The organism is Streptomyces sp. NPDC088097 (genome assembly GCF_044741845.1).
GTDB lineage: Bacteria > Actinomycetota > Actinomycetes > Streptomycetales > Streptomycetaceae > Streptomyces.
Window position 1 is genome coordinate 917,997 of record NZ_JBIUTJ010000001.1, and the last position, 22,245, is coordinate 940,241.

The 22,245-nt window shown below is 73.3% G+C and carries 20 protein-coding genes and 3 tRNA genes; 7 read left to right on the forward strand and 16 right to left on the reverse strand.

Translation table 11 applies throughout. From position 1 onward, the window contains the following. Nucleotides 1–42 precede the first annotated feature (42 nt). Together ACIOD1_RS04130 and ACIOD1_RS04135 are read right to left on the reverse strand one after the other, a co-directional pair. A tRNA-Met gene (locus ACIOD1_RS04130) sits at nucleotides 43–115 on the reverse strand. 48 nt (nucleotides 116–163) lie between these two features. Then, nucleotides 164–236: transfer RNA gene (locus ACIOD1_RS04135), tRNA-Thr, on the reverse strand. Nucleotides 237–651: 415 nt separating this feature from the next. Here ACIOD1_RS04135 and ACIOD1_RS04140 point away from each other — a divergent pair. Together ACIOD1_RS04140 and ACIOD1_RS04145 are read left to right on the forward strand one after the other, a co-directional pair. Next, the gene (locus ACIOD1_RS04140; RefSeq protein WP_401900005.1) at nucleotides 652–1,929 is read left to right on the forward strand and encodes an amidohydrolase family protein; all 1,278 of its coding nucleotides are present in this window, start codon (nucleotides 652–654) and stop codon (nucleotides 1,927–1,929) included. 55 nt (nucleotides 1,930–1,984) lie between these two features. Next, nucleotides 1,985–2,641: an SDR family oxidoreductase gene (locus ACIOD1_RS04145; protein WP_365621616.1), complete on the forward strand. Its 657-nt coding sequence runs from the start codon at nucleotides 1,985–1,987 to the stop codon at nucleotides 2,639–2,641. A gap of 22 nt (nucleotides 2,642–2,663) precedes the next feature. On the opposite strand, the gene ACIOD1_RS04150 is transcribed toward ACIOD1_RS04145, so the two are convergent. Then, nucleotides 2,664–3,107, reverse strand: a complete 444-nt coding sequence (locus ACIOD1_RS04150; RefSeq protein WP_365621613.1) for a DUF3574 domain-containing protein — start codon at nucleotides 3,105–3,107, stop codon at nucleotides 2,664–2,666. 128 nt (nucleotides 3,108–3,235) lie between these two features. Further along, a tRNA-Tyr gene (locus ACIOD1_RS04155) sits at nucleotides 3,236–3,317 on the reverse strand. Between the two features lie 199 nt (nucleotides 3,318–3,516). Here ACIOD1_RS04155 and ACIOD1_RS04160 point away from each other — a divergent pair. From ACIOD1_RS04160 to ACIOD1_RS04170, 3 genes are all read left to right on the forward strand, one after another. After that, the gene (locus tag ACIOD1_RS04160; RefSeq protein ID WP_365621610.1) at nucleotides 3,517–4,005 is read left to right on the forward strand and encodes a YajQ family cyclic di-GMP-binding protein; all 489 of its coding nucleotides are present in this window, start codon (nucleotides 3,517–3,519) and stop codon (nucleotides 4,003–4,005) included. Nucleotides 4,006–4,246: 241 nt separating this feature from the next. After that, nucleotides 4,247–5,674, forward strand: a complete 1,428-nt coding sequence (locus ACIOD1_RS04165) for a SulP family inorganic anion transporter (protein WP_401900009.1) — start codon at nucleotides 4,247–4,249, stop codon at nucleotides 5,672–5,674. A gap of 18 nt (nucleotides 5,675–5,692) precedes the next feature. Beyond that, complete coding sequence (locus tag ACIOD1_RS04170) at nucleotides 5,693–6,949, forward strand: APC family permease (protein ID WP_401900011.1); 1,257 nt, start codon at nucleotides 5,693–5,695, stop codon at nucleotides 6,947–6,949. 336 nt (nucleotides 6,950–7,285) lie between these two features. On the opposite strand, the gene ACIOD1_RS04175 is transcribed toward ACIOD1_RS04170, so the two are convergent. From ACIOD1_RS04175 to ACIOD1_RS04230, 12 genes are all read right to left on the reverse strand, one after another. Beyond that, the gene (locus tag ACIOD1_RS04175; RefSeq protein WP_365621601.1) at nucleotides 7,286–7,678 is read right to left on the reverse strand and encodes a YccF domain-containing protein; all 393 of its coding nucleotides are present in this window, start codon (nucleotides 7,676–7,678) and stop codon (nucleotides 7,286–7,288) included. Beyond that, a complete protein-coding gene (htpX, locus tag ACIOD1_RS04180) occupies nucleotides 7,675–8,538 on the reverse strand; it encodes a zinc metalloprotease HtpX (protein ID WP_365621598.1) in 864 nt (287 codons plus the stop codon). Before htpX ends, ACIOD1_RS04175 begins: the two co-directional genes overlap by 4 nt. A 242-nt stretch (nucleotides 8,539–8,780) precedes the next feature. Then, nucleotides 8,781–10,304 (reverse strand): NADH-quinone oxidoreductase subunit N, encoded by a 1,524-nt coding sequence (locus ACIOD1_RS04185; RefSeq protein WP_365621595.1) that lies wholly within the window; start codon nucleotides 10,302–10,304, stop codon nucleotides 8,781–8,783. Next, nucleotides 10,301–11,854, reverse strand: a complete 1,554-nt coding sequence (locus ACIOD1_RS04190; protein ID WP_401900469.1) for a NuoM family protein — start codon at nucleotides 11,852–11,854, stop codon at nucleotides 10,301–10,303. The genes ACIOD1_RS04185 and ACIOD1_RS04190 overlap by 4 nt, the downstream gene beginning before the upstream one ends. Before the next feature lie 38 nt (nucleotides 11,855–11,892). Continuing rightward, nucleotides 11,893–13,947, reverse strand: a complete 2,055-nt coding sequence (locus ACIOD1_RS04195; protein ID WP_365621592.1) for an NADH-quinone oxidoreductase subunit L — start codon at nucleotides 13,945–13,947, stop codon at nucleotides 11,893–11,895. Then, a complete protein-coding gene (gene nuoK, locus ACIOD1_RS04200) occupies nucleotides 13,944–14,294 on the reverse strand; it encodes an NADH-quinone oxidoreductase subunit NuoK (protein ID WP_365621589.1) in 351 nt (116 codons plus the stop codon). The genes ACIOD1_RS04195 and nuoK overlap by 4 nt, the downstream gene beginning before the upstream one ends. Then, a complete protein-coding gene (locus tag ACIOD1_RS04205; protein ID WP_401900015.1) occupies nucleotides 14,294–14,926 on the reverse strand; it encodes an NADH-quinone oxidoreductase subunit J in 633 nt (210 codons plus the stop codon). Before ACIOD1_RS04205 ends, nuoK begins: the two co-directional genes overlap by 1 nt. Further along, complete coding sequence (locus ACIOD1_RS04210) at nucleotides 14,926–15,510, reverse strand: NADH-quinone oxidoreductase subunit I (protein WP_365621845.1); 585 nt, start codon at nucleotides 15,508–15,510, stop codon at nucleotides 14,926–14,928. The genes ACIOD1_RS04205 and ACIOD1_RS04210 overlap by 1 nt, the downstream gene beginning before the upstream one ends. Beyond that, nucleotides 15,507–16,475, reverse strand: a complete 969-nt coding sequence (locus tag ACIOD1_RS04215; RefSeq protein ID WP_365621583.1) for a complex I subunit 1 family protein — start codon at nucleotides 16,473–16,475, stop codon at nucleotides 15,507–15,509. Before ACIOD1_RS04215 ends, ACIOD1_RS04210 begins: the two co-directional genes overlap by 4 nt. Further along, nucleotides 16,472–17,812 carry an NADH-quinone oxidoreductase subunit C gene (locus tag ACIOD1_RS04220; protein ID WP_401900017.1) on the reverse strand — a complete coding sequence of 447 codons (1,341 nt, stop codon included), beginning with the start codon at nucleotides 17,810–17,812 and terminating at the stop codon, nucleotides 16,472–16,474. The genes ACIOD1_RS04215 and ACIOD1_RS04220 overlap by 4 nt, the downstream gene beginning before the upstream one ends. Beyond that, complete coding sequence (locus ACIOD1_RS04225) at nucleotides 17,809–18,447, reverse strand: NADH-quinone oxidoreductase subunit B family protein (RefSeq protein ID WP_365621577.1); 639 nt, start codon at nucleotides 18,445–18,447, stop codon at nucleotides 17,809–17,811. Before ACIOD1_RS04225 ends, ACIOD1_RS04220 begins: the two co-directional genes overlap by 4 nt. Then, nucleotides 18,438–18,860: an NADH-quinone oxidoreductase subunit A gene (locus ACIOD1_RS04230; RefSeq protein WP_401900019.1), complete on the reverse strand. Its 423-nt coding sequence runs from the start codon at nucleotides 18,858–18,860 to the stop codon at nucleotides 18,438–18,440. Before ACIOD1_RS04230 ends, ACIOD1_RS04225 begins: the two co-directional genes overlap by 10 nt. 156 nt (nucleotides 18,861–19,016) lie before the next feature. Between ACIOD1_RS04230 and ACIOD1_RS04235 the strand changes: the two genes are divergently transcribed. Next, nucleotides 19,017–20,180, forward strand: a complete 1,164-nt coding sequence (locus ACIOD1_RS04235) for a sensor histidine kinase (RefSeq protein WP_401900021.1) — start codon at nucleotides 19,017–19,019, stop codon at nucleotides 20,178–20,180. A gap of 537 nt (nucleotides 20,181–20,717) precedes the next feature. Further along, the gene (locus ACIOD1_RS04240) at nucleotides 20,718–22,082 is read left to right on the forward strand and encodes a sensor histidine kinase (protein WP_401900022.1); all 1,365 of its coding nucleotides are present in this window, start codon (nucleotides 20,718–20,720) and stop codon (nucleotides 22,080–22,082) included. The last annotated feature ends 163 nt before the right edge of the window (nucleotides 22,083–22,245 follow it).

Genomic DNA, 22,245 nt, shown 5'->3' on the forward strand with positions numbered 1-22,245 from the left:
GTAGCCGATCGGGAGACCGACCCCGCAATCGGCTACTGGGTGTAGCGGCGACCGGACTTGAACCGGTGACACAGCGATTATGAGCCGCTTGCTCTACCGACTGAGCTACGCCGCTTTGATGAGATCCGCTCCCCACCCGAGGATGGGGGGCCTCTCTCACCAGAGCCCCAATGCGGAATCGAACCGCAGACCTTCTCCTTACCATGGAGACGCTCTACCGACTGAGCTATTGGGGCGAGCGATGAAGACATTACACGGTCGCCCGCCGATCGCCCAAATCCTTTGGGGGGACTGGGCCCTGAAGGCCCCGGCAAGAGTATTTCGATCAAGGCCCGAGCCCTCTCGGACCGATTTCCGCCCCGTTTGTGTCAGGTGTCACAACCGCCCCTCCCCTCCCCCGACCACTCCGCCCCCTCCAACCGGTCCGCGAGCCCCCGCCGAAGAGTTTCGGAGGTTGTTATGCGGCCCCGCCTGCTCCGCGCCGGAGCGCGGTCGGCTCCGCCCCGGCGCACGGGCACCACACCGGTACGACTATTTCGCTCTTCCGCGAACCGACGAGCCCCGCGCCCTAGGCTCTGAGCACGCTGCGTGATCTTGGGCCGCAGGCTGCGGCCACGGCACAGGAACCGCCCGAGCCACCGCAGGAGCGCGATGTCCGACAGCCAGCCGCAGCAGCCGTCCCACTCCCCGCGCAACCCTGCCGGTGGCGGCGCCCGCGGTTCCGGACCCGAGACCGGCGGGCTGCTGCTGGCCGGGGCCCGGCTCACGGACGGCCGCACGGTGGACGTCCGGCTCGGCGCGGGCCGGATCCAGGCCGTCGGCACCGCGGGCAGCCTGCCCGCGCCGGCGCTGTCCCGGGTCGACCTGACCGGCTACCTGCTCCTGCCCGCCCCCGCCGAGCCGCACGCCCACGGGGACACCGCCCTGACGGCGGACTCCGAGGGGCCGGTCTCGTACGCCCCCGACGAGGTGCAGCGCCGCGCCACCGAGTCGGCCCTGCTCCAGCTCGGCCACGGGGCGACCGCCCTGCGCTCCCACGTCCGGATCGGCGACGTGCACGGCCTCGGCCCCATGGAGGCCGTCCTCCAGGCCCGCCGCTCCCTGCGCGGGCTCACCGACCTCACGGCGGTGGCCGTCCCCCGGCTGCTGACGGGGGTGGCCGGAGCCGACGGGCTCGCCATGCTGCGCGACGCGGTCAAGATGGGCGCCTCGGTGATCGGCGGCTGCCCCGACCTGGACCCCGACCCGACGGGCTTCCTCGAAGCGGTCCTGGAGCTGGCCGCCGAGCACGGCTGCCCCGTCGACCTGCACACCGACGGTGACGACCCCGGCCGTCTCGCCCGGCTCGCCGCGATGGCCGGGGGGCTCCGGCCCGGGGTGACCATCGGCCCCTGCGGCGGTCTGTCCCGGCTCCCCCTGGACGCGGCCGCGCGCGCCGCCGACCAGCTGGCCGCCGCCGGGGTGGGGGTGACCTGCCTGCCCCAGGGGGACTGCGCCGCCCTGGAACGCCGGGGCCTGCGCACCGCTCCCGTACGGCTGCTGCGCGCGGCCGGGGTCCGGGTCGCCGCGGGCAGCGGGGCGCTGCGGGACGCCGGGAACCCGGTCGGCCGGGGCGACCCGTTCGAGGCGGCGTACCTCCTGGCCTCCCAGGGCGGGCTGCGTCCGGCGGAGGCCTACGAGGCGGTCAGCACGGCGGCCCGCGAGGCGATGGGCCTGCCGGAGGTGCGGGTGGAGGCCGGCTTCCCGGCGGAGCTGCTCGCCGTCCGCGGGGACCGGATCGCGGGCGTGCTCTCCCTCGCGTACAGCCGGATCGTGATCCACCGGGGGCGCGTCGTAGCCCGTACGAGTGCCGTACGGGAGTACTGCGACTCGGCGGTCGCGGTGGCCCTCGACCTGCCCCGCCAGGGGCGTACGGAGCCCGGCCCCTGAGCGTTCGCCCCTCCGTTCGCGGGCGTCGGCGCCCGGCTCGACGTACGGTCGGGACATGCGCATCGTCATCGCGGGTGGACACGGTCAGATCGCGCTGCGGCTGGAGCGCCTGCTCGCCGCGCGCGGGTACGAGGTCGCGGGGATCGTCCGCGACCCGGAGCAGGGCGGCGCCCTGAGGGCGGCCGGTGCGGAACCGGTGCTCTGCGATCTGGAGTCGGCGTCCGTCGAGCACGTCGCGGGGATCCTGCACGGCGCGGACGCCGCGGTGTTCGCCGCCGGGGCCGGTCCGGGCAGCGGCGTGGGGCGCAAGGACAGCGTGGACCGGGGCGCGGCGGTGCTGTTCGCCGACGCCGCGGAACGGGCCGGTGTACGGCGCTTCCTGATGGTCTCCTCGATGGGCGCCGATTCCCGGCACGAGGGCGACCAGGTCTTCGACGCCTACCTGCGGGCCAAGGGCGAGGCCGACGACCACGTCCGGACCAGGCTCGGCCTGGAGTGGACGATCCTGCGGCCGGGTGCGCTGACGGAGGACGAGGGGGCCGGGCTGGTCCGCCTGGAGGCGAGCACGGGGCGCGGGTCGGTGCCGCGGGACGACGTGGCGGCGGTGCTGGCCGAGCTGGTGGAGACCCCGGCGACGGCGGGCCTGACGTTGGAGCTGGTGTCGGGTTCGACCCCGGTCCCGGTGGCGGTGAAGGACATGGCGGGCAACTGAGGGGCTCGGCGCTGAGCGCCCGTCAGGGCCATGCCTTGACCTCGGTGTCGGAGCGGCCGACCGGGGTGTCCTGCCGGAAGGCGTCTCCGTAGGCCCGGCGGATGCGTTCGACCTGGGCTCCGCGCTCCTCGGCCTCCTTCTCGGGGTAGAGCAGCACCACCTCGTACGAGGTCTCGCGGACGATCGCGCCGTGCGTGGCGCCGCGTTGGCCGCGCCCGGGGCGCACGGTGAGGCCTTCGGGGAACGCGGGGGTGACCTCGTGGTCCAGGAAGCGCGTGAACTCCCCGTCGCGGACGGGGGTCCGGCCTTCGGGGCGGTGGGTGGCGAAGACGAGCCGGGTCTCGCGGTAGGGCTCTCCGTCGTGGCCGTGCAGGGCGGCCCCCACCAAGGCCGGGATGCCGGCTCCGAGCAGGGCGGCGAGCACGCCGCCGCCGACCTTCCCCCGTGTGTCCGATGTCCATGTCACGCCCCCATGAACGACGGCCCGCGCGGATCGGTGCGCGGGACGCGGCAGATGGAGTCACACGGAGGCCGGAGATACGAAGAAACCCCCGCTCACTGCGCTTCCGCAGATGAACGGGGGTTCCACTCGCGTGGCGGCGCCAGGGTTCGAACCTGGGTAGGCTGAGCCGGCAGATTTACAGTCTGCTCCCTTTGGCCACTCGGGCACACCGCCATGATCGCTGCCTTCTTTCCGCCTTACGGCGGCGCTCCCTGGCAACGACGTAAACGATACCCGATGTGCGGGGGTGGTTCGCCACCGGATTGATCAGTACTCCGCGCCGGCGTGGTGGCTAGGCTTTGCGGAGCGTGCCGGGGTTGTCCGGCCGCGCCCCGCGGGGCACGACACAACCGACTTCAAGGAGCCACAGCACATGGCCGACTCCAGTTTCGACATCGTCTCGAAGGTCGAGCGGCAGGAGGTCGACAACGCCCTCAACCAGGCCGCCAAGGAGCTCTCGCAGCGTTACGACTTCAAGGGCACGGGCGCCACCATCGCCTGGTCCGGCGAGAAGATCCTCATGGAGGCGAACTCCGAGGAGCGCGTGAAGGCCGTCCTCGACGTGTTCGAGACCAAGCTGGTCAAGCGCGGGATCTCGCTGAAGGCGCTGGACGCCGGCGAGCCGCAGCTGTCCGGCAAGGAGTACAAGATCTTCGCCACGATCGAGGAGGGCATCTCCCAGGAGAACGCCAAGAAGGTCGCGAAGATCATCCGGGACGAGGGTCCCAAGGGCGTCAAGGCCCAGGTCCAGGGCGAGGAGCTGCGCGTCACCTCCAAGAGCCGGGACGACCTCCAAGCCATCCAGGCCCTCCTCAAGGGCAAGGACCTGGACTTCGCCATCCAGTACGTGAACTACCGCTGACCGGCGCCCGCGCCGGCACCGAGCGGAGCCGTGGGGCACGGCGGGGGCGGTTCGCCGAGGGGAACCTCGGCGGCCGCCCGCGTCGTGCCCTTCGTCGTGCTCGCCCCCGGCGCGCGGGAGGGTGCGTGCCCGGCGTGAGCGGCGCGTGCTCCTTCCGGGCCCCCTGTGGTCACTAGGCGTGGACGGATGCGCCCAGCACGCTGGGTGACACGTCCATCACCTTGTGGCAGGGGGTTCACGTATGTCCGGGGCCGGTGCTTTCCGTGATGACTTCGGGGCGTCCGTGGTCGTTGCGTTGGTCGCGCTTCCGCTCTGTGTGGGGGTGGCGGTCGCGTCCGGGGTGCCGGCCGAGCTGGGGATCGTCACCGGGGTGGTCGGCGGTCTCGTGACGGGCTGGTTCCGGGGCAGCTCGCTCCAGGTCAGCGGGCCCGCGGCCGGGCTGACCGTGCTCGTCTACGAGGCCGTGAGCGCGTACGGGCTGCCCGCCCTCGGTGTCCTGGTCCTGGCCGCCGGGGTGCTGCAACTGGGCATGGGGGTGCTGCGGCTCGGGCGGTGGTTCCGGGCGATCTCCCTCGCCGTCGTGCACGGGATGCTGGCCGGGATCGGGCTCGTGCTGATCGTCGGACAGCTCTACGCCCTCGGCGGCGTACCGGCGCCCGGGCCCACCCTGGCCAAGCTGGGCGGGGCGCACGGGCTGGCGACCGGGGCCGACTGGGTCGCCGTCGCGCTGGGGGCCGGGACCATCGCCCTCCTGGTGGGCTGGCGCCGACTGCCGCCCCGGCTGCGGGTGGTCCCGGGCGCGGTCGTCGCGGTGGCCGCCGCCACCGCGCTGACGGTGACGCTGGACCTGCCCGTGGAGAAGGTGCGGGTCACCGGGGTGCTCGACGCCGTGGCGCCGCCCGCCTGGAGCGACTTCGGGGTGCTGGCCTCCGTCGGGGCGCTGGGTACCGTCGTCGCCCTCGCCCTCATCGCCTCCGCCGAGACCCTGTTCAGTGCCGCGGCCGTCGACCGGATGCACGACGGGCCCCGGACCGAGTACGACCGGGAACTCATCGCCCAGGGCGTGGGCAACAGTGTCTGCGGGCTGCTCGGGGCCCTGCCGATGACCGCCGTCATCGTGCGCAGCGCCGCCAACGTGGAGGCCGGGGCGCGGACCCGCAACGCCCGGATCCTGCACGGGGCTTGGCTGCTGCTGTTCGCGGTGGCCGTCCCCGGGGTGTTGGAGGCGGTGCCCCTGTCGGCGCTCGCCGGGGTGCTGCTGCACGCGGGCTGGAAGCTGTTGCCGGCGCGGGCCGTGGCCGCCCTGTGGCGGACGCACCGGGGCGAGGCGGTGGTGCTGGTGGCGACGGCCCTCGCGATCGTGACCACCAGCCTCTTCGAGGGGGTGCTGATCGGGTTGGTGCTGGCCGTGGCCAAGGCCGCCTGGGAGACCTCCCACGTGCACATCGAGGAGGCGTGGGAGGGAGAGGAACTCTGCGTCCGGATCGTGGGGAACGCCAGCTTCCTGCGGTTGCCCAAGCTGTTGGACGCCCTGGAGGCGCTCCCGCAGGCCCCGTCGGTGCGCCTGGATCTGGGCGGGCTGCGGCACATGGACCACGCCTGCCTGACCGCCCTGGAGGGGTGGGAGCGCAAGCGGATGCCGCTTCCCGGTCGTGAGGGCGTCATCTAGGGCGTCTACCCTCCGCTCGTGGAACAGCGACTCGAACGCACCCTGGGCGTGTCCGACGCCGTCGTCGTCGGGCTCGGCGCGATGGTCGGCGCCGGGATCTTCGCCGCCCTCGCCCCGGCGGCGGGCGCGGCGGGGGCCGGCCTGCCCGCCGCCCTGGCGGTGGCGGCCGTCGTGGCCTACTGCAACGCGCACTCCTCGGCGCGGCTGGCGGCCCGCCACCCCTCCTCGGGCGGGACCTACGTGTACGGGCGCGAGCAGCTCGGCCCGTTCTGGGGCTATCTGGCCGGGTGGGGCTTCGTGGTCGGCAAGACGGCCTCCTGCGCGGCGATGGCGCTGACCGTCGGGGCCTACCTGTGGCCCGCGCAGCGGCACGCGGTGGCCGTGGCGGCGGTGGTGGCACTGACCGCCGCGAGCTACGGCGGGGTGCGGAAGTCCGCCCGGATCGCCCGGCTGATCGTGGCGGCGGTGCTCGCCGTGCTGGCCGGGGTCGTCGTGGTGTGCCTGACCTCGGAGGCGGCCGGTTCGGGGTGGCCGGGCGGTGGGGAGCGGGTCGGGGCGGCCGGGCTGCTCCAGGGTGCCGGGCTGCTGTTCTTCGCCTTCGCGGGCTACGCCCGGATCACCACCCTGGGCGAGGAGGTGCGGGATCCGGAGCGCACGATCCCGCGCGCGGTGCCGATCGCGCTGGGCATCGCCCTGCTGGTGTACGCGGCGGTGACGGTGGCGGTGCTGTCGGTCCTCGGGGTTCAGGCACTGGCCGGGTCGGCGGCGCCGTTGGCCGACGCGGTGGGGGCGGCCGGGCGGCCCGGGCTGGCCCCGGTCGTCCGGGTGGGTGCGGCTCTGGCCGCGCTGGGCTCGCTGCTGGCCCTCGTGCTCGGGGTGTCGCGGACCACGCTTGCGATGGCGCGGGACGGTCATCTCCCGCGCGCGTTGGCCGCCGTACACCCTCGGCACCGGGCTCCGCACCATGCGGAGCTGGCCGTGGGCGCGGTGGTGGCGGTGCTCGCGGCCACCACCGATCTGCGGGGCGCGATCGGTTTCTCCAGCTTCGGAGTGCTGGTCTACTACGCGATCGCCAACGTTTCCGCGTGGACTCTCGGTTCAGGTGTCAAGGGGCGGGCCGTGGCAGCGGTCGGGCTGTCCGGCTGTGTGCTGCTCGCCTGCGCGCTGCCCTTGGCCTCGGTGGGGGCGGGGGCGGCGGTGTTGGCGCTGGGCGCGCTGGTCTACGGGCTGCGCGCCCGGCTCGGGCCGGGTGGCCGCTCTCGCGTCGGGAGCTGAACCCGGCGCGCAGGCGGGCCGGTTCGGGGGCTCGACCGCCCCGTACGGGCGCGGAGATGCCCCGGGCACGTGGGGATCGGCGGGGTGTCGGGCCCGCGCGAAAGGGTGCGTAAGCGGGCAGAGGATTGCTGCGGCAACGGTCCGGTCTCGTGCATGTGTTCATGGTGAGGCACCGCGCCCACATCCGCTCGGGCCTGTGGATAACCCTCGGCCGAGGGGATCGACGGCTCCGGCGGCGGGCCGCTCCCCCGCGCGCCCCTCGTCCTCACGCCGGCCGCGCGAAGCCCTTCACCGGTGGCCGAAGGGAGCCCCTCACCGGAGGACGAAGGGAGCCCTTCAGCGGGAGGCGAAGGGGGCGTCCGTGGGGACGATCTCGCGGCCCAGCGGGAGCAGGGAGAGGGGGACCATCTTGAAGTTGGCGAGCCCGAAGGGGATGCCGATGATCGTCAGGCAGAGGGCGATGCCGGTGACGATGTGGCCGAGGGCCAGCCACCAGCCCGCGAGGACCAGCCACAGGACGTTGCCGACGCAGGAGCCCGCGCCCGCGTCGTGGCGCTCGACTGTGGTGTATCCGAAGGGCCACAGGGCGTAGACGGCGATGCGGAAGGCCGCGATGCCGAACGGGATGCCGATGATCGTGATGCAGAGGAGCACGCCCGCCAGGCAGTAGCCGAGGAAGAGCCAGATTCCGCTGAGCACGAGCCATATGACGTTCAGGAGGGTTTTCACTGACTTCGACCTGCCATCTGTTCGAGGCGTGCGATGCGCTCGGCCATGGGGGGGTGGGTCGAGAACAACTTGGACACTCCCGCTCCCGGACCGAAGGGGTTGGCGATCATCATGTGGCTGGCCGTCTCGATGCGGGGCTCCGGGGGCAGCGGGAGCTGCTTGGTGCCCGCGTCGAGCTTGCGCAGGGCGCTGGCCAGGGCCAGGGGGTCACCGGTGAGCTGCGCTCCGGAGGCGTCGGCCTCGTACTCGCGCGAGCGGCTGATGGCGAGCTGGATCACGGAGGCGGCCAACGGCCCGAGGATCATGATCAGGAGCATGCCGAACAGGCCGGGACCCTCGTCGTCGTTCGACCGACCGACCGGGATCAGCCAGGCGAAGTTCACCAGGAACATGATCACGGAGGCCAGGGCGCCGGCGACCGACGAGATCAGGATGTCGCGGTTGTAGACGTGGCTCAGCTCGTGGCCGATGACCCCGCGCAGCTCCCGTTCGTCGAGGATGCGCAGGATGCCCTCGGTGCAGCAGACGGCGGCGTTGCGCGGATTGCGGCCGGTGGCGAAGGCGTTGGGGGCCTCGGTCGGGGAGATGTAGAGGCGGGGCATGGGTTGGCGGGCCGAGGTGGAGAGCTCGCGCACCATGCGGTACAGCTCGGGGGCCTCGAACTCGCTGACCGGCCGGGCTCGCATCGCGCGCAGGGCCAGCTTGTCGCTGTTCCAGTACGCGTACGCGTTCGTCCCCAGCGCGACAAGGACGGCGATGATCAGGCCGCCCCGTCCGAAGAAGCTGCCGATGAGGATGATGAGTGCGGACATCCCGCCGAGGAGTACGGCGGTCTTCAGCCCGTTGTGCCGGCGGTGCACGGTGCGCCCTCCAAGTGGTGCGGCAGGGGAACCCCGTCAGGAGTCCGAAGGTCCACGGACCCGAGGACCTGAAGGTCTTCGGTCCAGTGGACCCTCCCTTCCTGGTCAACGCGAGGTGGAGGCTTCCGGTTCCCAGGGCGCGACGGCGCCCCCGCCCCGGCGGCCGGGGCGGGCCGGGGAGCGGTGGGCGGCGGCGGGGGTTACGCCGTTCGGGTCATGCCGTACGGATCAGGGCGCCGGTGTCACTGGGGGAAGAGGCTGCCCGAGGCGAAGCGGAGGATCAGCTGCGGGGCGCCCGAGAGGAGCAGGGCGGCGACGCCGGTGAGGGCGATGGCCGCCACGAGGGGCCGGGGGGTCTTCGCGGGGGTGGTGGCCGTCTCCTGTTCGGCGGGACGGAAGAGGAGCGCGGTCCACCGCAGGTAGTAGTAGAGGCCGATGACGACGTTGGCGGCCATGACCACGGCCAGCCAGCCCAGGCCGGCGTCCACGGCGGACCGAAAGACCGTGACCTTGGCGAAGAGGCCGATGATGCCCGGCGGCAGTCCGGCCAGGCAGAGCAGGAAGAACGCCATGGCGAGGGCGACGACGGGGCGCTCGGCGTACAGGCCCCGGTAGTCGGCGAGGCGGTGCAGGGGCTTCGTACGGGCCACCAGGGCGGCGACGGAGAACGCCCCGAGGTTCGCGGCGGCGTACATCAGCGCGTAGGCGACGGTGGAGCCGATTTGGTCGCGGTCGGTGTACGCGGCGGCGGCGATCGGGACCAGGAGGTAGCCGGCCTGGCCGACGGACGACCAGGCCAGGAGCCGTACGGCGCCGTTCTGCCGGTCCTCGGACTGGCGCAGGGCGGCGGTGTTGCCGAGCGTCATGGTGAGCGCGGCGAGGACGGCCAGGGCCGGGCCCCAGATCTCGGAGTACGTCGGGAAGGCGATCACGGTGACGAGGATCAGGCCGGTGAATCCGACGGCCTTGCCGATCACCGAGAGGTAGCCGGCGACGGGCAGCGGGGCGCCCACGTAGGTGTCCGGGACCCAGAAGTGGAACGGGACGGCGGCCGTCTTGAAGGCGAAGCCGACGAGGGTGAGGGCGACGCCCGCCATGGCGAGGGTGTCGAGCTGTCCGGGGACGTCTTCGAGCCGGTCGGCGACCTGGGTGAGGTGCAGAGAACCGGTGGCGGCGTAGACGAAGCTGATGCCCATCAGGGAGACGGCGGTGGCCGTGACCGAGGACAGGAAGAACTTCAGGGCGGCCTCGGAGGAGAGCCGGTCGCCGCGGCGCATGCCGACGAGGGCGAACGCGGGCAGCGAGGCGACTTCGAGGGCCACGATCAGGGTGGCGAGGTCGCGGGCGGCGGGCAGCAGGGCCGCGCCGGCGGCGGAGGACAGCAGCAGGAACCAATACTCCCCCGCCGGCATCCGCGCGTCCTGGACCGCGGTCACCGACAGCAGGGCCGTGATCAGGGCGCCCGCCAGGACGAGGAACTGCACGGCGAGCGCGAAGTGGTCCGCGGTGTAGCTGCAGGCGCTCTGGTCGCTCAGCAGGCAGAAGGTGGCGCGGTCCCCGGCGCGCAGGGGCAGGAGGGCCGCGGTCGCGGCGGCGAGGCCGGCGACGGAGATCCAGCCGAGGACCGGCTTGCGGCGCTCCGGTACGAAGAGGTCGGCGACCAGGACGACGAGGGCGACGGCGGCGGTGACGACCACGGGCGCGATCGCGGTCCAGTCGACGGACTGGACCAGGTTCGTGGGCGTGGCGGCGGCGAGGGCCGTCATGCGTTGCCTCCTGCGAGGAGCTTCTGGACGGCCGGGTCGGTGAGGCCGAGGAGGACCGCGGGCCACAGGCCCGCCAGGACGGTGAGGGCGACGAGCGGGGTCCAGGCGGCGAACTCGTACGTCTGGATGTCCGCGAGGGCGGGTGCGGGGCCGGCCTTCGGGTCGCCCATGCAGACGCGGCGGACGACGATCAGCAGGTAGGCGGCGGTGAGCAGGGTGCCGAACGCGCCGACGGCCATGTAGGTGAGGAAGGCGGGTCGGGACAGCCCCGCGGCCGGGTCGAAGGCACCGAACAGGGCCAGCATCTCGCCCCAGAAGCCGGCGAGGCCGGGCAGGCCGAGGGAGGCGACGGCGGCGAAGGCGAGGAAGGCGCCGAGGCGGGGGGCGCGGCCGTAGAGGGCGGCGCCGGTGGCTCCGGCGAGGGTGTCCAGGTCGCTGCTGCCGTAGCGGTCCTTGAGGGCGCCGACGAGGAAGAAGAGCAGGCCGGTGATGAGGCCGTGGGCGATGTTGGCGAAGAGCGCGCCGTTGACTCCGGTGGGGGTCATGGAGGCGATGCCGAGGAGGACGAAGCCCATGTGGCCGACGGAGGAGTAGGCGATCAGGCGCTTGAGGTCGCCCTTGTTGCCCTTGCGGGTCAGGGCGAGGCAGGCGAGGGATCCGTAGACGATGCCGACGGCGGCGAACGCCCCGAGGTAGGGGGCGAAGGTGTGCATGCCGTCGGGGGTGACGGGCAGCAGGATGCGCACGAAACCGTACGTGCCCATCTTCAGCATCACGCCCGCGAGGAGCACGGAGCCGACGGTGGGGGCGGCGGTGTGGGCGTCCGGGAGCCAGCTGTGCAGCGGCCACATCGGGGTCTTCACGGCGAGGCCGGTGCCGATGGCGAGGACGGCCAGGAGCTGGGTGGTGTGGGACAGTCCGCTGCCGTTGTCAGAGGCGAGTGCCACCATGTCGAAGGTGCCGCTGTTGAGTCCGATCAGCAGCAGGCCGAGCAGCATGACGACGGATCCGAGGAGGGTGTACAGGATGAACTTCCAGGCGGCCGCCTGGCGCTGAGCACCGCCCCAACGGGCGATGAGGAAGTACATCGGGATGAGGACCATCTCGAAGGCGAGGAAGAAGAGCAGCAGGTCGAGGACGGCGAAGGTGGCGAGGGTGCCGGACTCCAGGACCAGGATCAGCGCGACGAAGGCCTTCGGGGAGGGGCCCGCGGGGAGCTTGAAGTAGCTGTACACCGCGCAGAGGAAGAACAGCAGCGCGGTCATCAGGAGGAGGGGGAGCGAGATGCCGTCGACGCCGAGGTGGATCCGGATGTTCAGCGCCTGGATCCAGCTGATGTCCGTCGTCGCCTGGAAGCGGGACGGGGCGTCGTGGTCGAAGCCCAGGGTGAGGGCGACGGCCGCGGCGAGGATGACGCCGGTGACGGTGACTCCGTGGCGGAGCACCGCCTGCTCGGGGCTCTTGCCCTTGAGCCCCGGCGGGACCGGGAGGAGGGCCGCGACGGCCCCCAGGAGGGGTGCGGCCACGATGAACGCCAGAAGGAACTGCATCACGGACGGGCTGATATCGATCACGGCTGACTCTCGGCTCACGATCCGGCGTTGACGTTGGCGAGGACGGCCGTGGCGATCACCAGGACCACGGCGCCGGCGAGCAGGGCGCTCAGGTAGCTCTGCACGTTGCCGGTCTGGGCGCGGCGGACCAGGCTGCCGAGCAGCCGGGGGCCGGCGCCCGCGCCGCGGACGTACGTGTCCACGACCTCGCGGTCGAGGAAGCGGACCAGGCTCGCGGCCCCGCGGACGGGGCGGACGAACAGCCGGTCGTAGACGGCGTCGAGGTGGAAGCCGTCGGCGGCGTGCCGGTGGAGGGGGCCGAGGAGCGCGCGCCCGGGGTCGGGGGCGGGTCCGACCGGGACGGCGGGGTGGTCGTGCGTCACCTGGGCGACCTCGGGGGTCTCGGCGGCGGACTCCTGGGCTTCGGCCGCGGCCGAGCCCGGGGCGGCGGCGACGGCCGGTCCGGGGACCGTCAGGGAGGTCGGCGCGGCCTGCGCCTTCGCGGCGACGGCGGCCGCGGCCCGGACGGTGGCGCGCTGCCAGAGCGCCCAGGTCAGCATCACACCGATGAGCGCGGCGCCCGTGCCGAGCAGCGAGGTGGCCACGGACGGGGTGAGTTCCCGACCGTCGAACCAGTCGGCGAGGGGGCCGGCGGCGAGGCCGAAGGCGATCGAGGGGACCGCCAGCAGCCACAGCACGCCGGTCATGGCGAAGGGCTCCCTGCCGTGGTCGGGGGCGGCGGCTCCCCGGCCGCGGAAGGCCATCAGCCACAGCCGGGTGGCGTAGGCGGCGGTGAGCAGTGCGGTGAGGATGCCGGCGATCAGCACCAGCCAACCGGCCGCGCTGGGGGCGAGGTCGGAGTGTCCGCCGGCGGTGTGCTCGGCGGCGACGAGGACGGCTTCCTTGGAGAAGAAGCCGGCGAAGGGTGGGATGGCGGCGAGCGCGAGCAGGCCGATCGTCATCGTCCAGAAGGCGTCGGGGATGCGCTTGGCCAGGCCGTCCATGCGGGACATGGCGGCCAGGGAGTTGGTGCCGGCGCCGTGGATGATCACGCCGGCGCCGAGGAAGAGGAGCGCCTTGAAGGCGCCGTGGGACAGGAGGTGGAAGACGGCCGCGCCGCGGTCGCCGACGGCCAGGGCGCCGGTCATGTAGCCGAGCTGGCCGATGGTGGAGTAGGCGAGGACCCGCTTGATGTCGTCCTGGGCGAGGGCGGCGAGGGCGGAGCCGACCATCGTGACGGCGGCCATCACCGCCATGACCACCAGTGCGGCGCGGGAGGACGCGAAGACGGGGAGGAGCCGGGCGATGAAGTAGATACCGGCGGCGACCATCGTCGCGGCGTGGATGAGCGCGGAGACCGGCGTGGGGCCGGCCATGGCGTCGGGGAGCCAGGTGTGCAGCGGGAACTGGGCGGACTTGCCCGCGACTCCGGCGAGCAGGAGCAGCGCGATCAGCGTCGGGTGGTCGAGGCCGCCCGCGGCGACGGTTCCGAGGATCTTGGTGATGCGGAAGGAGCCGGCGTCGGCGCCGAGCGCGAACAGTCCGATCAGGAAGGGGACGTCGCCGAGCTTGGTGACGAGGAAGGCCTTCAGGGACGCGGAACGGGCCGCTTCGGTCTCCCAGTAGTGGCCGACCAGGAAGTACGAGCAGATGCCCATGACCTCCCAGCCGACCAGCAGGACCATCAGGTCGCCGGAGTAGACGACGAGCAGCATGGCGGAGGTGAAGAGGGAGACGAGCGCGGCGTAGGAGGGGTAGCGGGGGTCCTCGCGCAGGTACGCCGTCGAGTAGAGCTGGACGCAGGTCGCGACGACGCCGACGAGGACGGCGACGAGCGCGGCGAAGCCGTCGATGTGCAGGGAGAGGTCGATCGGCACGGAGCCGGTCGGGGTCAGTTCCGTGGCGGTGTCGATGGCCGGGCCGCCGCCTTGGCGGACGGCGACGAGGACGGCCAGTACCGCTGCGCCGAGCGTCGGGAGGATGGCGAGGGGGCGGACGAAGCCGGGCGCGTTCCGGCCGAGGAGCAGGCCTGCCACCGCGCCGAGGAACGGCAGGACGGGGACGAGGACCGCGAGGGTCGTGGTGCTCACGCGGCGACCTCCGGCCGGGTGGTGGTCTGGTCGGGCTCGTGGCCCTCCGCGGTGTCGCGGAGCCTGTCGACGTCCGAGGTGCCGCGGTTGCGGTAGACCATCAGCACGATCGCGAGGCCGATGCCGATCTCGGCGGCGGCGATGGCGATGGTGAAGAGGGTGAGCGCCTGGCCGGCGTGGAGGGCGTCGCGCAGCCAGACGTCGAAGGCCACCAGGTTGAGGTTGACGGCGTTGAGCATCAGCTCGACGGACATCAGGACCAGGATGGCGTTGCGGCGGGCGAGCACTCCGTAGAGGCCGGTGGCGAAGAGCAGGGCCGCGAGTACGGCGGGGTAGGCGAGGTGCATCAGTGCTGTCCCTTCCCGGTGCGGCCGGCGGCGTCGCGGGCGGCGGCGTCGGCCGCCTCCTCGGCGGGGGTGTTGCGGCGGGAGAGCACGATGGCGCCGATCAGGGCGGCGAGGAGGAGCACGGAGAGCGCTTCGAAGGGGAGCACCCAGTGCTGGAAGAGGATCTCCCCGGCGATCTGGGTGGATCCCTGGGCGGGGCCCTCGAGGTCGATCCAGGTGGTTCGGAAGGCGTCGACGACCACCCAGACGAGGGCGGCTCCGGCCACGACGGCGACGCCGAGCGCCACCCACCGGTTGCCGGAGTCGGCGTCCGGGGAGCGTCCGATGGGCGCCTTGGTGAGCATCAGCCCGAAGAGGAGGAGGACGACCACGGAGCCGAGGTAGATCAGCACTTGGACCCAGGCGATGAACTCGGCGGTCAGCAGCAGGTACTCGACGGCGATCCCGCCGAGGGCGACGACCAGCCAGAGAGCGGCGTGCACGAGCTGCTTGGTGGTGACGGTGACGAGGGCCGCGCCGAAGGTGGCGAGGCCGACGAGGACGAAGGCGATCTCCACGCCGGTCGGGGAGAGGAACCCGGGGCCGGCGGTGGCGGGGGCCGCAGCGGTCGCGGCGAGTTGGGCTGCGTACATCAGGCGGTGCCTCCCGCCGGTGCGTCGGGGGTGGCGTCGGGAGTGGCCGCGGCGGCGGCAGCGGCGGCCTCCGCCTTCTCGACGGCCTTGCGGGCCGCGGCGATCTCCTTGGGCTCCTCGGCGGCCGGGTCGAGGGCGGGCGGGGCCGGGACGGTCCACATCCACTCGCGCAGCTTGTCGCGTTCGTGGGTGAGCTCGTGGATGTCGGTCTCGGCGTACTCGAACTCCGGCGACCAGAAGAGGGCGTCGAAGGGGCACACCTCGATGCAGATCCCGCAGTACATGCAGAGGGCGAAGTCGATGGCGAAGCGGTCGAGGACGTTGCGGCTGCGCTCGCGGCCACCGGGCACGGAGGCGGGCACCGTCTCCTTGTGGGAGTCGATGTAGATGCACCAGTCGGGGCACTCGCGGGCGCAGAGCATGCAGACCGTGCAGTTCTCCTCGAACAGGCCGATGACCCCGCGGCTGCGGGGCGGGAGCTCGGGCTGCGTCTCGGGGTACTGGGCGGTGTGCGCGCGCTTGGTCATCGTGCGCAGGGTGACGGCCAGGCCCTTGGCGAGGCCGGATCCGGGCATGGGCATCAGTTGATCGCCACCTTCACGATGCCGGTGAGCGCGATCTGGGCGAGCGCGAGGGGGATGAGTACGGTCCAGGCGAGCTTCTGGAGCTGGTCCTCGCGCAGTCGCGGGTAGCTGACGCGGAGCCAGATCACGACGAAGGCGAGGACGGCGACCTTCAGGAGGGTCCAGACCCAGGCGAGGTCGTCGCCGCCGAAGGGACCGTGCCAGCCGCCGAGGAAGAGGACGGTGGTCAGCGCGCACAGCACGACGATGCCGGCGTACTCGGCGAGCAGGAACAGCGCGAAGCGCAGGCCGGTGTACTCGGTGTACGCGCCGAAGATGATCTCGGAGTCGGCGACGGGCATGTCGAACGGCGGGCGCTGGAGTTCGGCGAGCCCGGCGGTGAAGAAGACGAGGGCGCCGATGATCTGCCAGGGCAGCCACCACCACTCGAAGGCGCCGACGATGCCGGGCAGCGAGACCGTCCCGGCGGCCATGGCGACGGAGGCGGCGGCGAGCAGCATGGGCAGCTCGTACGCGAGCAGCTGGGCGGCGGTGCGGAGGCCGCCGAGCAGGGAGAACTTGTTGGCCGAGGCCCAGCCGGCCATGAGGGACCCGAGGACTCCGATGCCCATCACCGCGAGGGCGAAGAAGAGCCCGGCGTCGATGACCTGGCCGACCGCGCCGTCGCCCGGGCCGATGGGGACGGCGAGGAGGACGAGGAGGTACGGCAACAGCGCGACGGCGGGGGCGAGCTGGAAGATCCGCCGGTCGGCGGCGGCCGGGACGATGTCCTCCTTCTGCGCGAACTTCACGCCGTCGGCGACGAGCTGGGCCCAGCCGTGGAAGCCGCCGGCGTACATGGGGCCGAGGCGGCCCTGCATGTGCGCCATCACCTTGTGCTCGGCCTGCCCGACGACGAGCGGGAGCACGAGGAAGACGGCGAAGACGACGATCAGTCGCAGGGCGACGTCGAGGACGTCGTTCACGCGTCGCCTCCGGTGGTGTCGGGATCGGGGTCCGGGCCTGGATCAGGGTCTGGAGCGGGGGTGGTCTTGGGCCCGGGCGCGGCCTTGGGCTCGGGCGCGGCCTTGGGCTCGGCCTTGGGCTCGGCCTTGGGCTCGGCCTTGGGCTCGGCCTTGGGCTCGGCCTTGGGCTCGGGCGGGGTGCCCGGGGGCTCCTCGAAGGCGGGCTTCGCGTGGTGCCAGGGCGCGTCCGCGCTGCGCGGGGCGGTACGGCGGGGGGTCCCGGACTCCGGTGCGGGGGTGTCTCCCACCGGGGCTGCCGGGTCCGCCTGGCTCGCGGAGCCCTCCGATGCCGAGCGCGTACGCCGGGCAGGGCGCGGGGCGGCGGTTCCACCGGCCGGGGCGCCGGCGGCCGGTGACTCGGCGGCCGGTGAGCCCGGGTCCGCCGGGGAGGCCGGGGGCGCCGAGGAGGCCGGGGTGGCCGAGGAGGCCGGGGCTGCCGGGGTGGCCGAGGAGGCCGGGGTGTCGGCCGTCGGGGTGGCCGGGGGTGCCTGGCTCGCGGAGCCGTCCGACACCGAGCGGGTGCGGCGGGGCGGGCGGGGCGGGGTCGCCGGGTCCGGGGTGCCGGTGGCCGGGTCCGTCGCGGTGTCGGCGGGGGGTTGGGTGGCCGAGCCGTCCGACACCGAGCGGGCGCGGCGGGGCGGGGCCCCCTCGCGCGGGGTGCGGGTGGCGGCGGCTCCGGCCGCGCGGGCGGTGCGCGCCGGGCGGGCGGGAGCCGGGGGGAGCTGGCCCTTGAGGGGGCCCCACTCGTTCGGGTCGGGCACGCCGGGCGGGAGCATCTGCCGGCGCTTGGGCGCGTCGGGGTCGTGGGCCTCGCCCGGCTCCTTGGCGCCGGGCCACGCCTTGGCCACGCGCGCGGCCAGGACGAAGTCCTTGCGCAGCGGATGGCCCTCGAAGTTCTCGGGGAGCAGCAGGGGGACGAGGTTCGGGTGGTCGGTGAAGGTGACCCCGAACATCTCGAAGGTCTCGCGCTCGTGCCATTGCGCTCCCGCGTACACCGCGACCGCGGAGGGCAGGGAGGGGGCGGAGTGCGGGACGGTGGTGCGCAGCAGCAGGCGGCGTACGCGGTGGTTCTCCAGGCTGACGACGTGCGCGCAGATCCGGAAGCCGGTGCCGGGCTCGTCGACGGCGCTCAGCCAGTCGAAGTAGGTGCAGCCCAGCTTGTCGCGGGCGATCTCCAGGGCGGCGATCCAGGAACCGACCGGGACGTCCACGGTCAGGACCTCGTACGCGAAGGTGCCCACAGCCTCTTCGCCGAAGACGGTCGCGGCGGCGTCGGGGAGGGAGTCGTAGAGGTTCACGCGTCGGCTCCCGGGGCGGGCGCGGGCGGCGGGGTGACCAGTGCGCTGGTGAGTTGGGAGACGGAGACGGCGGGCGCGTTCGCGTAGCGGTCGGCGAGCGATTCGCGAGCGATCTTCTCCTGGAGCTTGAGGATGCCCTGGAGGAGCGCCTCGGGACGCGGCGGGCAGCCGGGCACGTAGACGTCGACGGGGATGATCTGGTCGACGCCCTTGGTGACCGAGTACGAGTCCCAGTAGGGGCCGCCGCAGTTGGAGCAGGCGCCGAAGGAGATGACGTACTTCGGCTCCGGCATCTGCTCGTAGAGCCGCTTGACGGCGGGGGCCATCTTGTCGGTGACCGTGCCCGAGACGATCATCAGGTCGGCCTGGCGGGGGCCGGGCGCGAAGGGGATGACCCCGAGGCGGATGAAGTCGTGCCGGGCCATGGAGGCGGCGATGAACTCGATCGCGCAGCAGGCGAGCCCGAAGTTGAACACCCACAGGCTGTAGCGGCGGCCCCAGTTCAGGACCACCTTCATGGGCTCGGGGGCCAGGCGGGAGAGCACGCCGAGGCGCTTGGGCTCGGGGAGGAGGACGGGCTGCGGCGTCGCGGGCTGCGCTGTCGCAGCCGCGTCCGCCTGCGGTGTCACGTCCATTCGAGGACGCCCTTCTTGTACGCGTAGAGCAGGCCGACGGCCAGGAACCCGAGGAAGACGAACATCTCCACCAGGGTCGTGGCGCCGTAGCCGGCGGCGGCGAAGACCGTGGCCCACGGGAAGAGGAAGATGGAGTCGACGGCGAAGATGACGTAGAGGAACGCGTAGACGTAGTAGCGGACCTGGGTGTGGGCCCAGCCCTCGCCGACGGGGTCCACGCCGCACTCGTACGTCAGCATTTTCTCGCGGGTGGGCACCACGGGCCGCAGCAGGCGGCCCGCGCCGAAGGCGACGGCGACGAACAGCACGCCGACGACGGCGAGCAGGCCGAGGACCGAATAGCTCCGGAAGTAGTCCGCCGCGATCATGTGGGTCGCGGCGCTGGTCACGGTCGACACCGTCGGTTCGGGCACGTCCGTTTCCTCGCTCCTGGGCCGCTGTCTTCGCTTCGGGTGATCTGGTACGGACGGGAGTCTAGGGCCTGGTCGCGCGGGGTGGGGTTACCCCCCGTTCACTGGCGCCTGGCTGCCCCATGGCATCGGTGGGACGGAATTGGCAGGCTGTGTCGCATGACCGCGAACGATCAAGCCTCCGCTCCGCCTCCCGTACGACCCGCTTTCCACGGGTCCACGTGGAAGGAGATCGCCTACCTGCTGAGCAATCTGCCGGTCGCGGTGATCGGTTTCGTCTACACGGTCGTCATGGTGAGCGTGTCGGGCGGCATGTCGGTGACCGCGGTCGGTCTGCCGCTGCTCGCGTGTGGTCTGCGGGGTTCGCGGCTGCTCGGTCGGCTCGACCGGGCGCGGGCGCGGGCCCTGTTGGGCGTACGGGTGGCCGAGCCGACGCCGCTGCCCGGGCCGAAGCGGGCGGGCGGGTTCTTCGCCTGGCTGTGGGCGGGGGTGAAGGACCCGGTGGGCTGGCGGACCGTGCTGTACGAGCTGGTCAGGCTGCCGTGGGGGGTGTTGACCTTCACCATCACCCTGACGGGGCTGTTCGTGCTGTGGCCGGTGCTGCCGTACGTGGTGCGGGGAATGGCGAACGTGGACCGGGCGATGGTGCGGGGGTTGCTGTCGCCGTCGGACGAGTTGGAGCGGCGCATCACCGAGCTGGAGACGGGCCGCGGGGTGGTCGTGGACACGGCCGCGGCGGACCTGCGGCGCATCGAGCGGGACCTGCACGACGGGGCGCAGGCACGGTTGGTGGCACTCGCGATGGGGCTGGGCCTGGCGAAGGAGAAACTGCTGGAGGACCCGGAGGGGGCGGCGGCGATGGTGGACGAGGCGCACGGTGAGGTGAAGCTCGCCCTCCAGGAACTGCGGGACCTGGCGCGCGGGATCCATCCGGCGGTGTTGACCGACCGGGGGTTGGACGCGGCGCTGTCGTCGGTGGCCGCGCGGTGCGTGGTTCCGGTGAAGGTGGCGGTGGACCTGCCGGCGCGGCCGGCGGCGGCGATCGAGGGGATCGCGTACTTCGTGGTGTCGGAGCTGCTGCAGAACGTCAGCAAGCACGCGGGGGCGCGGGGCGCGGGCGTCGAGGTGTGGCGGTCCGGGGACCGGCTGCTGCTCCGGGTGTCGGACGACGGTCGGGGCGGAGCGGGGGTCTCCGGCGGTGGTACGGGGTTGGCGGGGCTGGCGGAACGGTTGCGGGCGGTGGACGGGGTGTTCGTGGTGGACTCCCCCGAGGGGGCGGGCACGACGGTGACGGCGGAACTTCCCTGGCGGGACCGGGCGTAGGGGTTCGCCCCCGTCGTCCGGCCCGTCGTCCGGCCTGGCGTCTGGCCTGGCGTCTGGCCTGGCCGGCCGGGGTGCGGTGTGGTGTGGACGGGGCTCCTGCCCGGGTGGGCGGGGGCCCGTTTTCGCGTCCTGGGGGGGCGAGCGGGGGCCCGGGCCGGGCGCGGTGAGGTGCGGGTGAGGTGCCGTGGGTGCGGGTCCGTTGCCGGGGGCCTGCCCCCGGACCCCCGCGCCTCAAACGCCGGCGGGGCTGGAAGGGCGGGGTCGGGCTCGGGCGCCCATGCGCGCCCGTCGGGCTGGTGGGGCCGGGTCGGTCGGGGCCGGGGCGGGGGCGGGCGCGCGTGTGTGGTCGTCGGGCTGGGGGGCGGCGGGCGGGGCCGGGTGGGGAGAGCGGCTCGCGCGCGGACGGCTGCCGGCAGGTCGGTCGGGGTGGGGTTAACCCCCCGGGGGAGAGGGCCATTGGCCGGATGGTCAGGGGTGGGGAGGGGGCGGCAGGGTGGGGGTGTACGGGTCGAGGAGACGGAAGGGCGGGTCGGGATCATGGGTGACGGCAAGGACGGGGGCCGGGGTACGGGCGGCCTCGGGGCGGTGTTGCTGGCGCCGGTGTCGGGGCGGACCTGGCGGGAGTTCGGGTACCTGCTCCTCGGGTTGCCGCTGAGCACCCTGTACTTCTCGCTCACCATCGCGGGGGTGAGCCTGGGCGCGGGACTGCTCGTCACCTTCCTCGGCGTTCCGGTCCTGGCCGGGGTGCTCGCGATGTGCCGGGGGTTCGGTCAGGTGGAGCGGGCCCGGGTGCGGGGGCTGCTGCGGGTGCCGGTCGCGGACCCGGCGCCGATCCGGGCGCGCAAGAGCGGGGCGATGCCCGCGCTGGGGGCGCTGCTCAAGAGCGGCAGCGCGTGGCGGCACGCCCTGTACTCGGTGATCCACTTCCCGTGGGCGGTGTTCGCGTTCTGCCTGGCGGTGACGCTGTGGGCGTGCGGGTGGGCCTACCTGCTCTACCCGCTGTGGTTCTGGGTCTTCCCCGCCTTCACCGACCAGCCTGGCCTCCAGCTGTTCCGCAACGACGACTACGCCTTCTACCTCGACTCCCCCCTGGCCATCGCGGCCACCTCCCTGACCGGGTTGGCCCTCACGCTGGCCACCCCGTGGGTGCTGCGGGCGCTGACCACCGTCGACCGGGTCCTGGTGGCGGGGCTGCTCGGGCCCTCGCGGCTGGACAGCCGGGTCACCGAGCTGGAGTCCGACCGGGGGGTGGTCGTGGACACGGCCGCCGCCGACCTGCGGCGCATCGAGCGGGACCTGCACGACGGGGCCCAGGCGCGGCTGTCGGCGCTGGCCATGGACCTGGGGCTGGCGAAGGAGAAGCTGGTCGATGACCCGGAGGCGGCCGTGCGGTTGGTGGACGAGGCCCACGGCGAGGTGAAGGTGGCCCTCCAAGAGCTGCGTGACCTGGCCCGGGGCATCCATCCGGCGGTGTTGACCGACCGGGGTCTGGACGCGGCGCTGTCGTCGGTGGCCGCGCGGTGCGCGGTGCCGGTGAAGGTGGCGGTGGACCTGCCCTCCCGGCCGGCGGCGGCCATCGAGGGGATCGCCTACTTCACGGTCTGCGAGCTGCTCCAGAACGTCAGCAAGCACGCCCGGGCCGGGAGCGCGAGCGTGGACGTGTGGCGCTCCGGGGACCGGCTGCTGATCCAGGTCGCCGACGACGGACGGGGCGGGGCGCACCGCGACGGCCACAGCCCCGGGGACAGCGGCAACGGCGCGGCTCCGGCTTCCGGGTCCGGGTCCGGGTCCGGTCTGAACGGGCTGACCGAGCGGTTGGGCGCGGTGGACGGGATCCTGGTGGTGGACTCCGCGCCGGGTCACGGGACGACCGTGACGGCGGAGCTGCCCTGGCGGGCCTGAAGGCTGCCCCGACCCGCGGGACAAGACGGGGCTTAGGGCCCGGCCCATCGGCCCGCCCGTGCGCCCCCGGCCCCCAACTCCGCGCGCCGAACGCGCCGGTGACCCCCCGAGCGGGGCCACCGGCGCCGCCGCGTCCACGGAAACTCCCGCCGCGCGCCGACGT

Coding starts and splice junctions, on each gene's coding strand:
- ACIOD1_RS04190 (WP_401900469.1), bottom strand. CDS start 11,854: ATGCAGTTCCTTCTGGCGTTCATCGTGGCCGCACCCCTCCTGGGGGCC.
- ACIOD1_RS04185 (WP_365621595.1), bottom strand. CDS start 10,304: ATGACGGCCCTCGCCGCCGCCACGCCCACGAACCTGGTCCAGTCCGTC.
- ACIOD1_RS04165 (WP_401900009.1), top strand. CDS start 4,247: ATGTCCGGGGCCGGTGCTTTCCGTGATGACTTCGGGGCGTCCGTGGTC.
- ACIOD1_RS04140 (WP_401900005.1), top strand. CDS start 652: ATGTCCGACAGCCAGCCGCAGCAGCCGTCCCACTCCCCGCGCAACCCT.
- ACIOD1_RS04205 (WP_401900015.1), bottom strand. CDS start 14,926: ATGTACGCAGCCCAACTCGCCGCGACCGCTGCGGCCCCCGCCACCGCC.
- ACIOD1_RS04240 (WP_401900022.1), top strand. CDS start 20,718: ATGGGTGACGGCAAGGACGGGGGCCGGGGTACGGGCGGCCTCGGGGCG.
- ACIOD1_RS04160 (WP_365621610.1), top strand. CDS start 3,517: ATGGCCGACTCCAGTTTCGACATCGTCTCGAAGGTCGAGCGGCAGGAG.
- ACIOD1_RS04145 (WP_365621616.1), top strand. CDS start 1,985: ATGCGCATCGTCATCGCGGGTGGACACGGTCAGATCGCGCTGCGGCTG.
- ACIOD1_RS04235 (WP_401900021.1), top strand. CDS start 19,017: ATGACCGCGAACGATCAAGCCTCCGCTCCGCCTCCCGTACGACCCGCT.
- nuoK (WP_365621589.1), bottom strand. CDS start 14,294: ATGCACCTCGCCTACCCCGCCGTACTCGCGGCCCTGCTCTTCGCCACC.
- ACIOD1_RS04225 (WP_365621577.1), bottom strand. CDS start 18,447: ATGGACGTGACACCGCAGGCGGACGCGGCTGCGACAGCGCAGCCCGCG.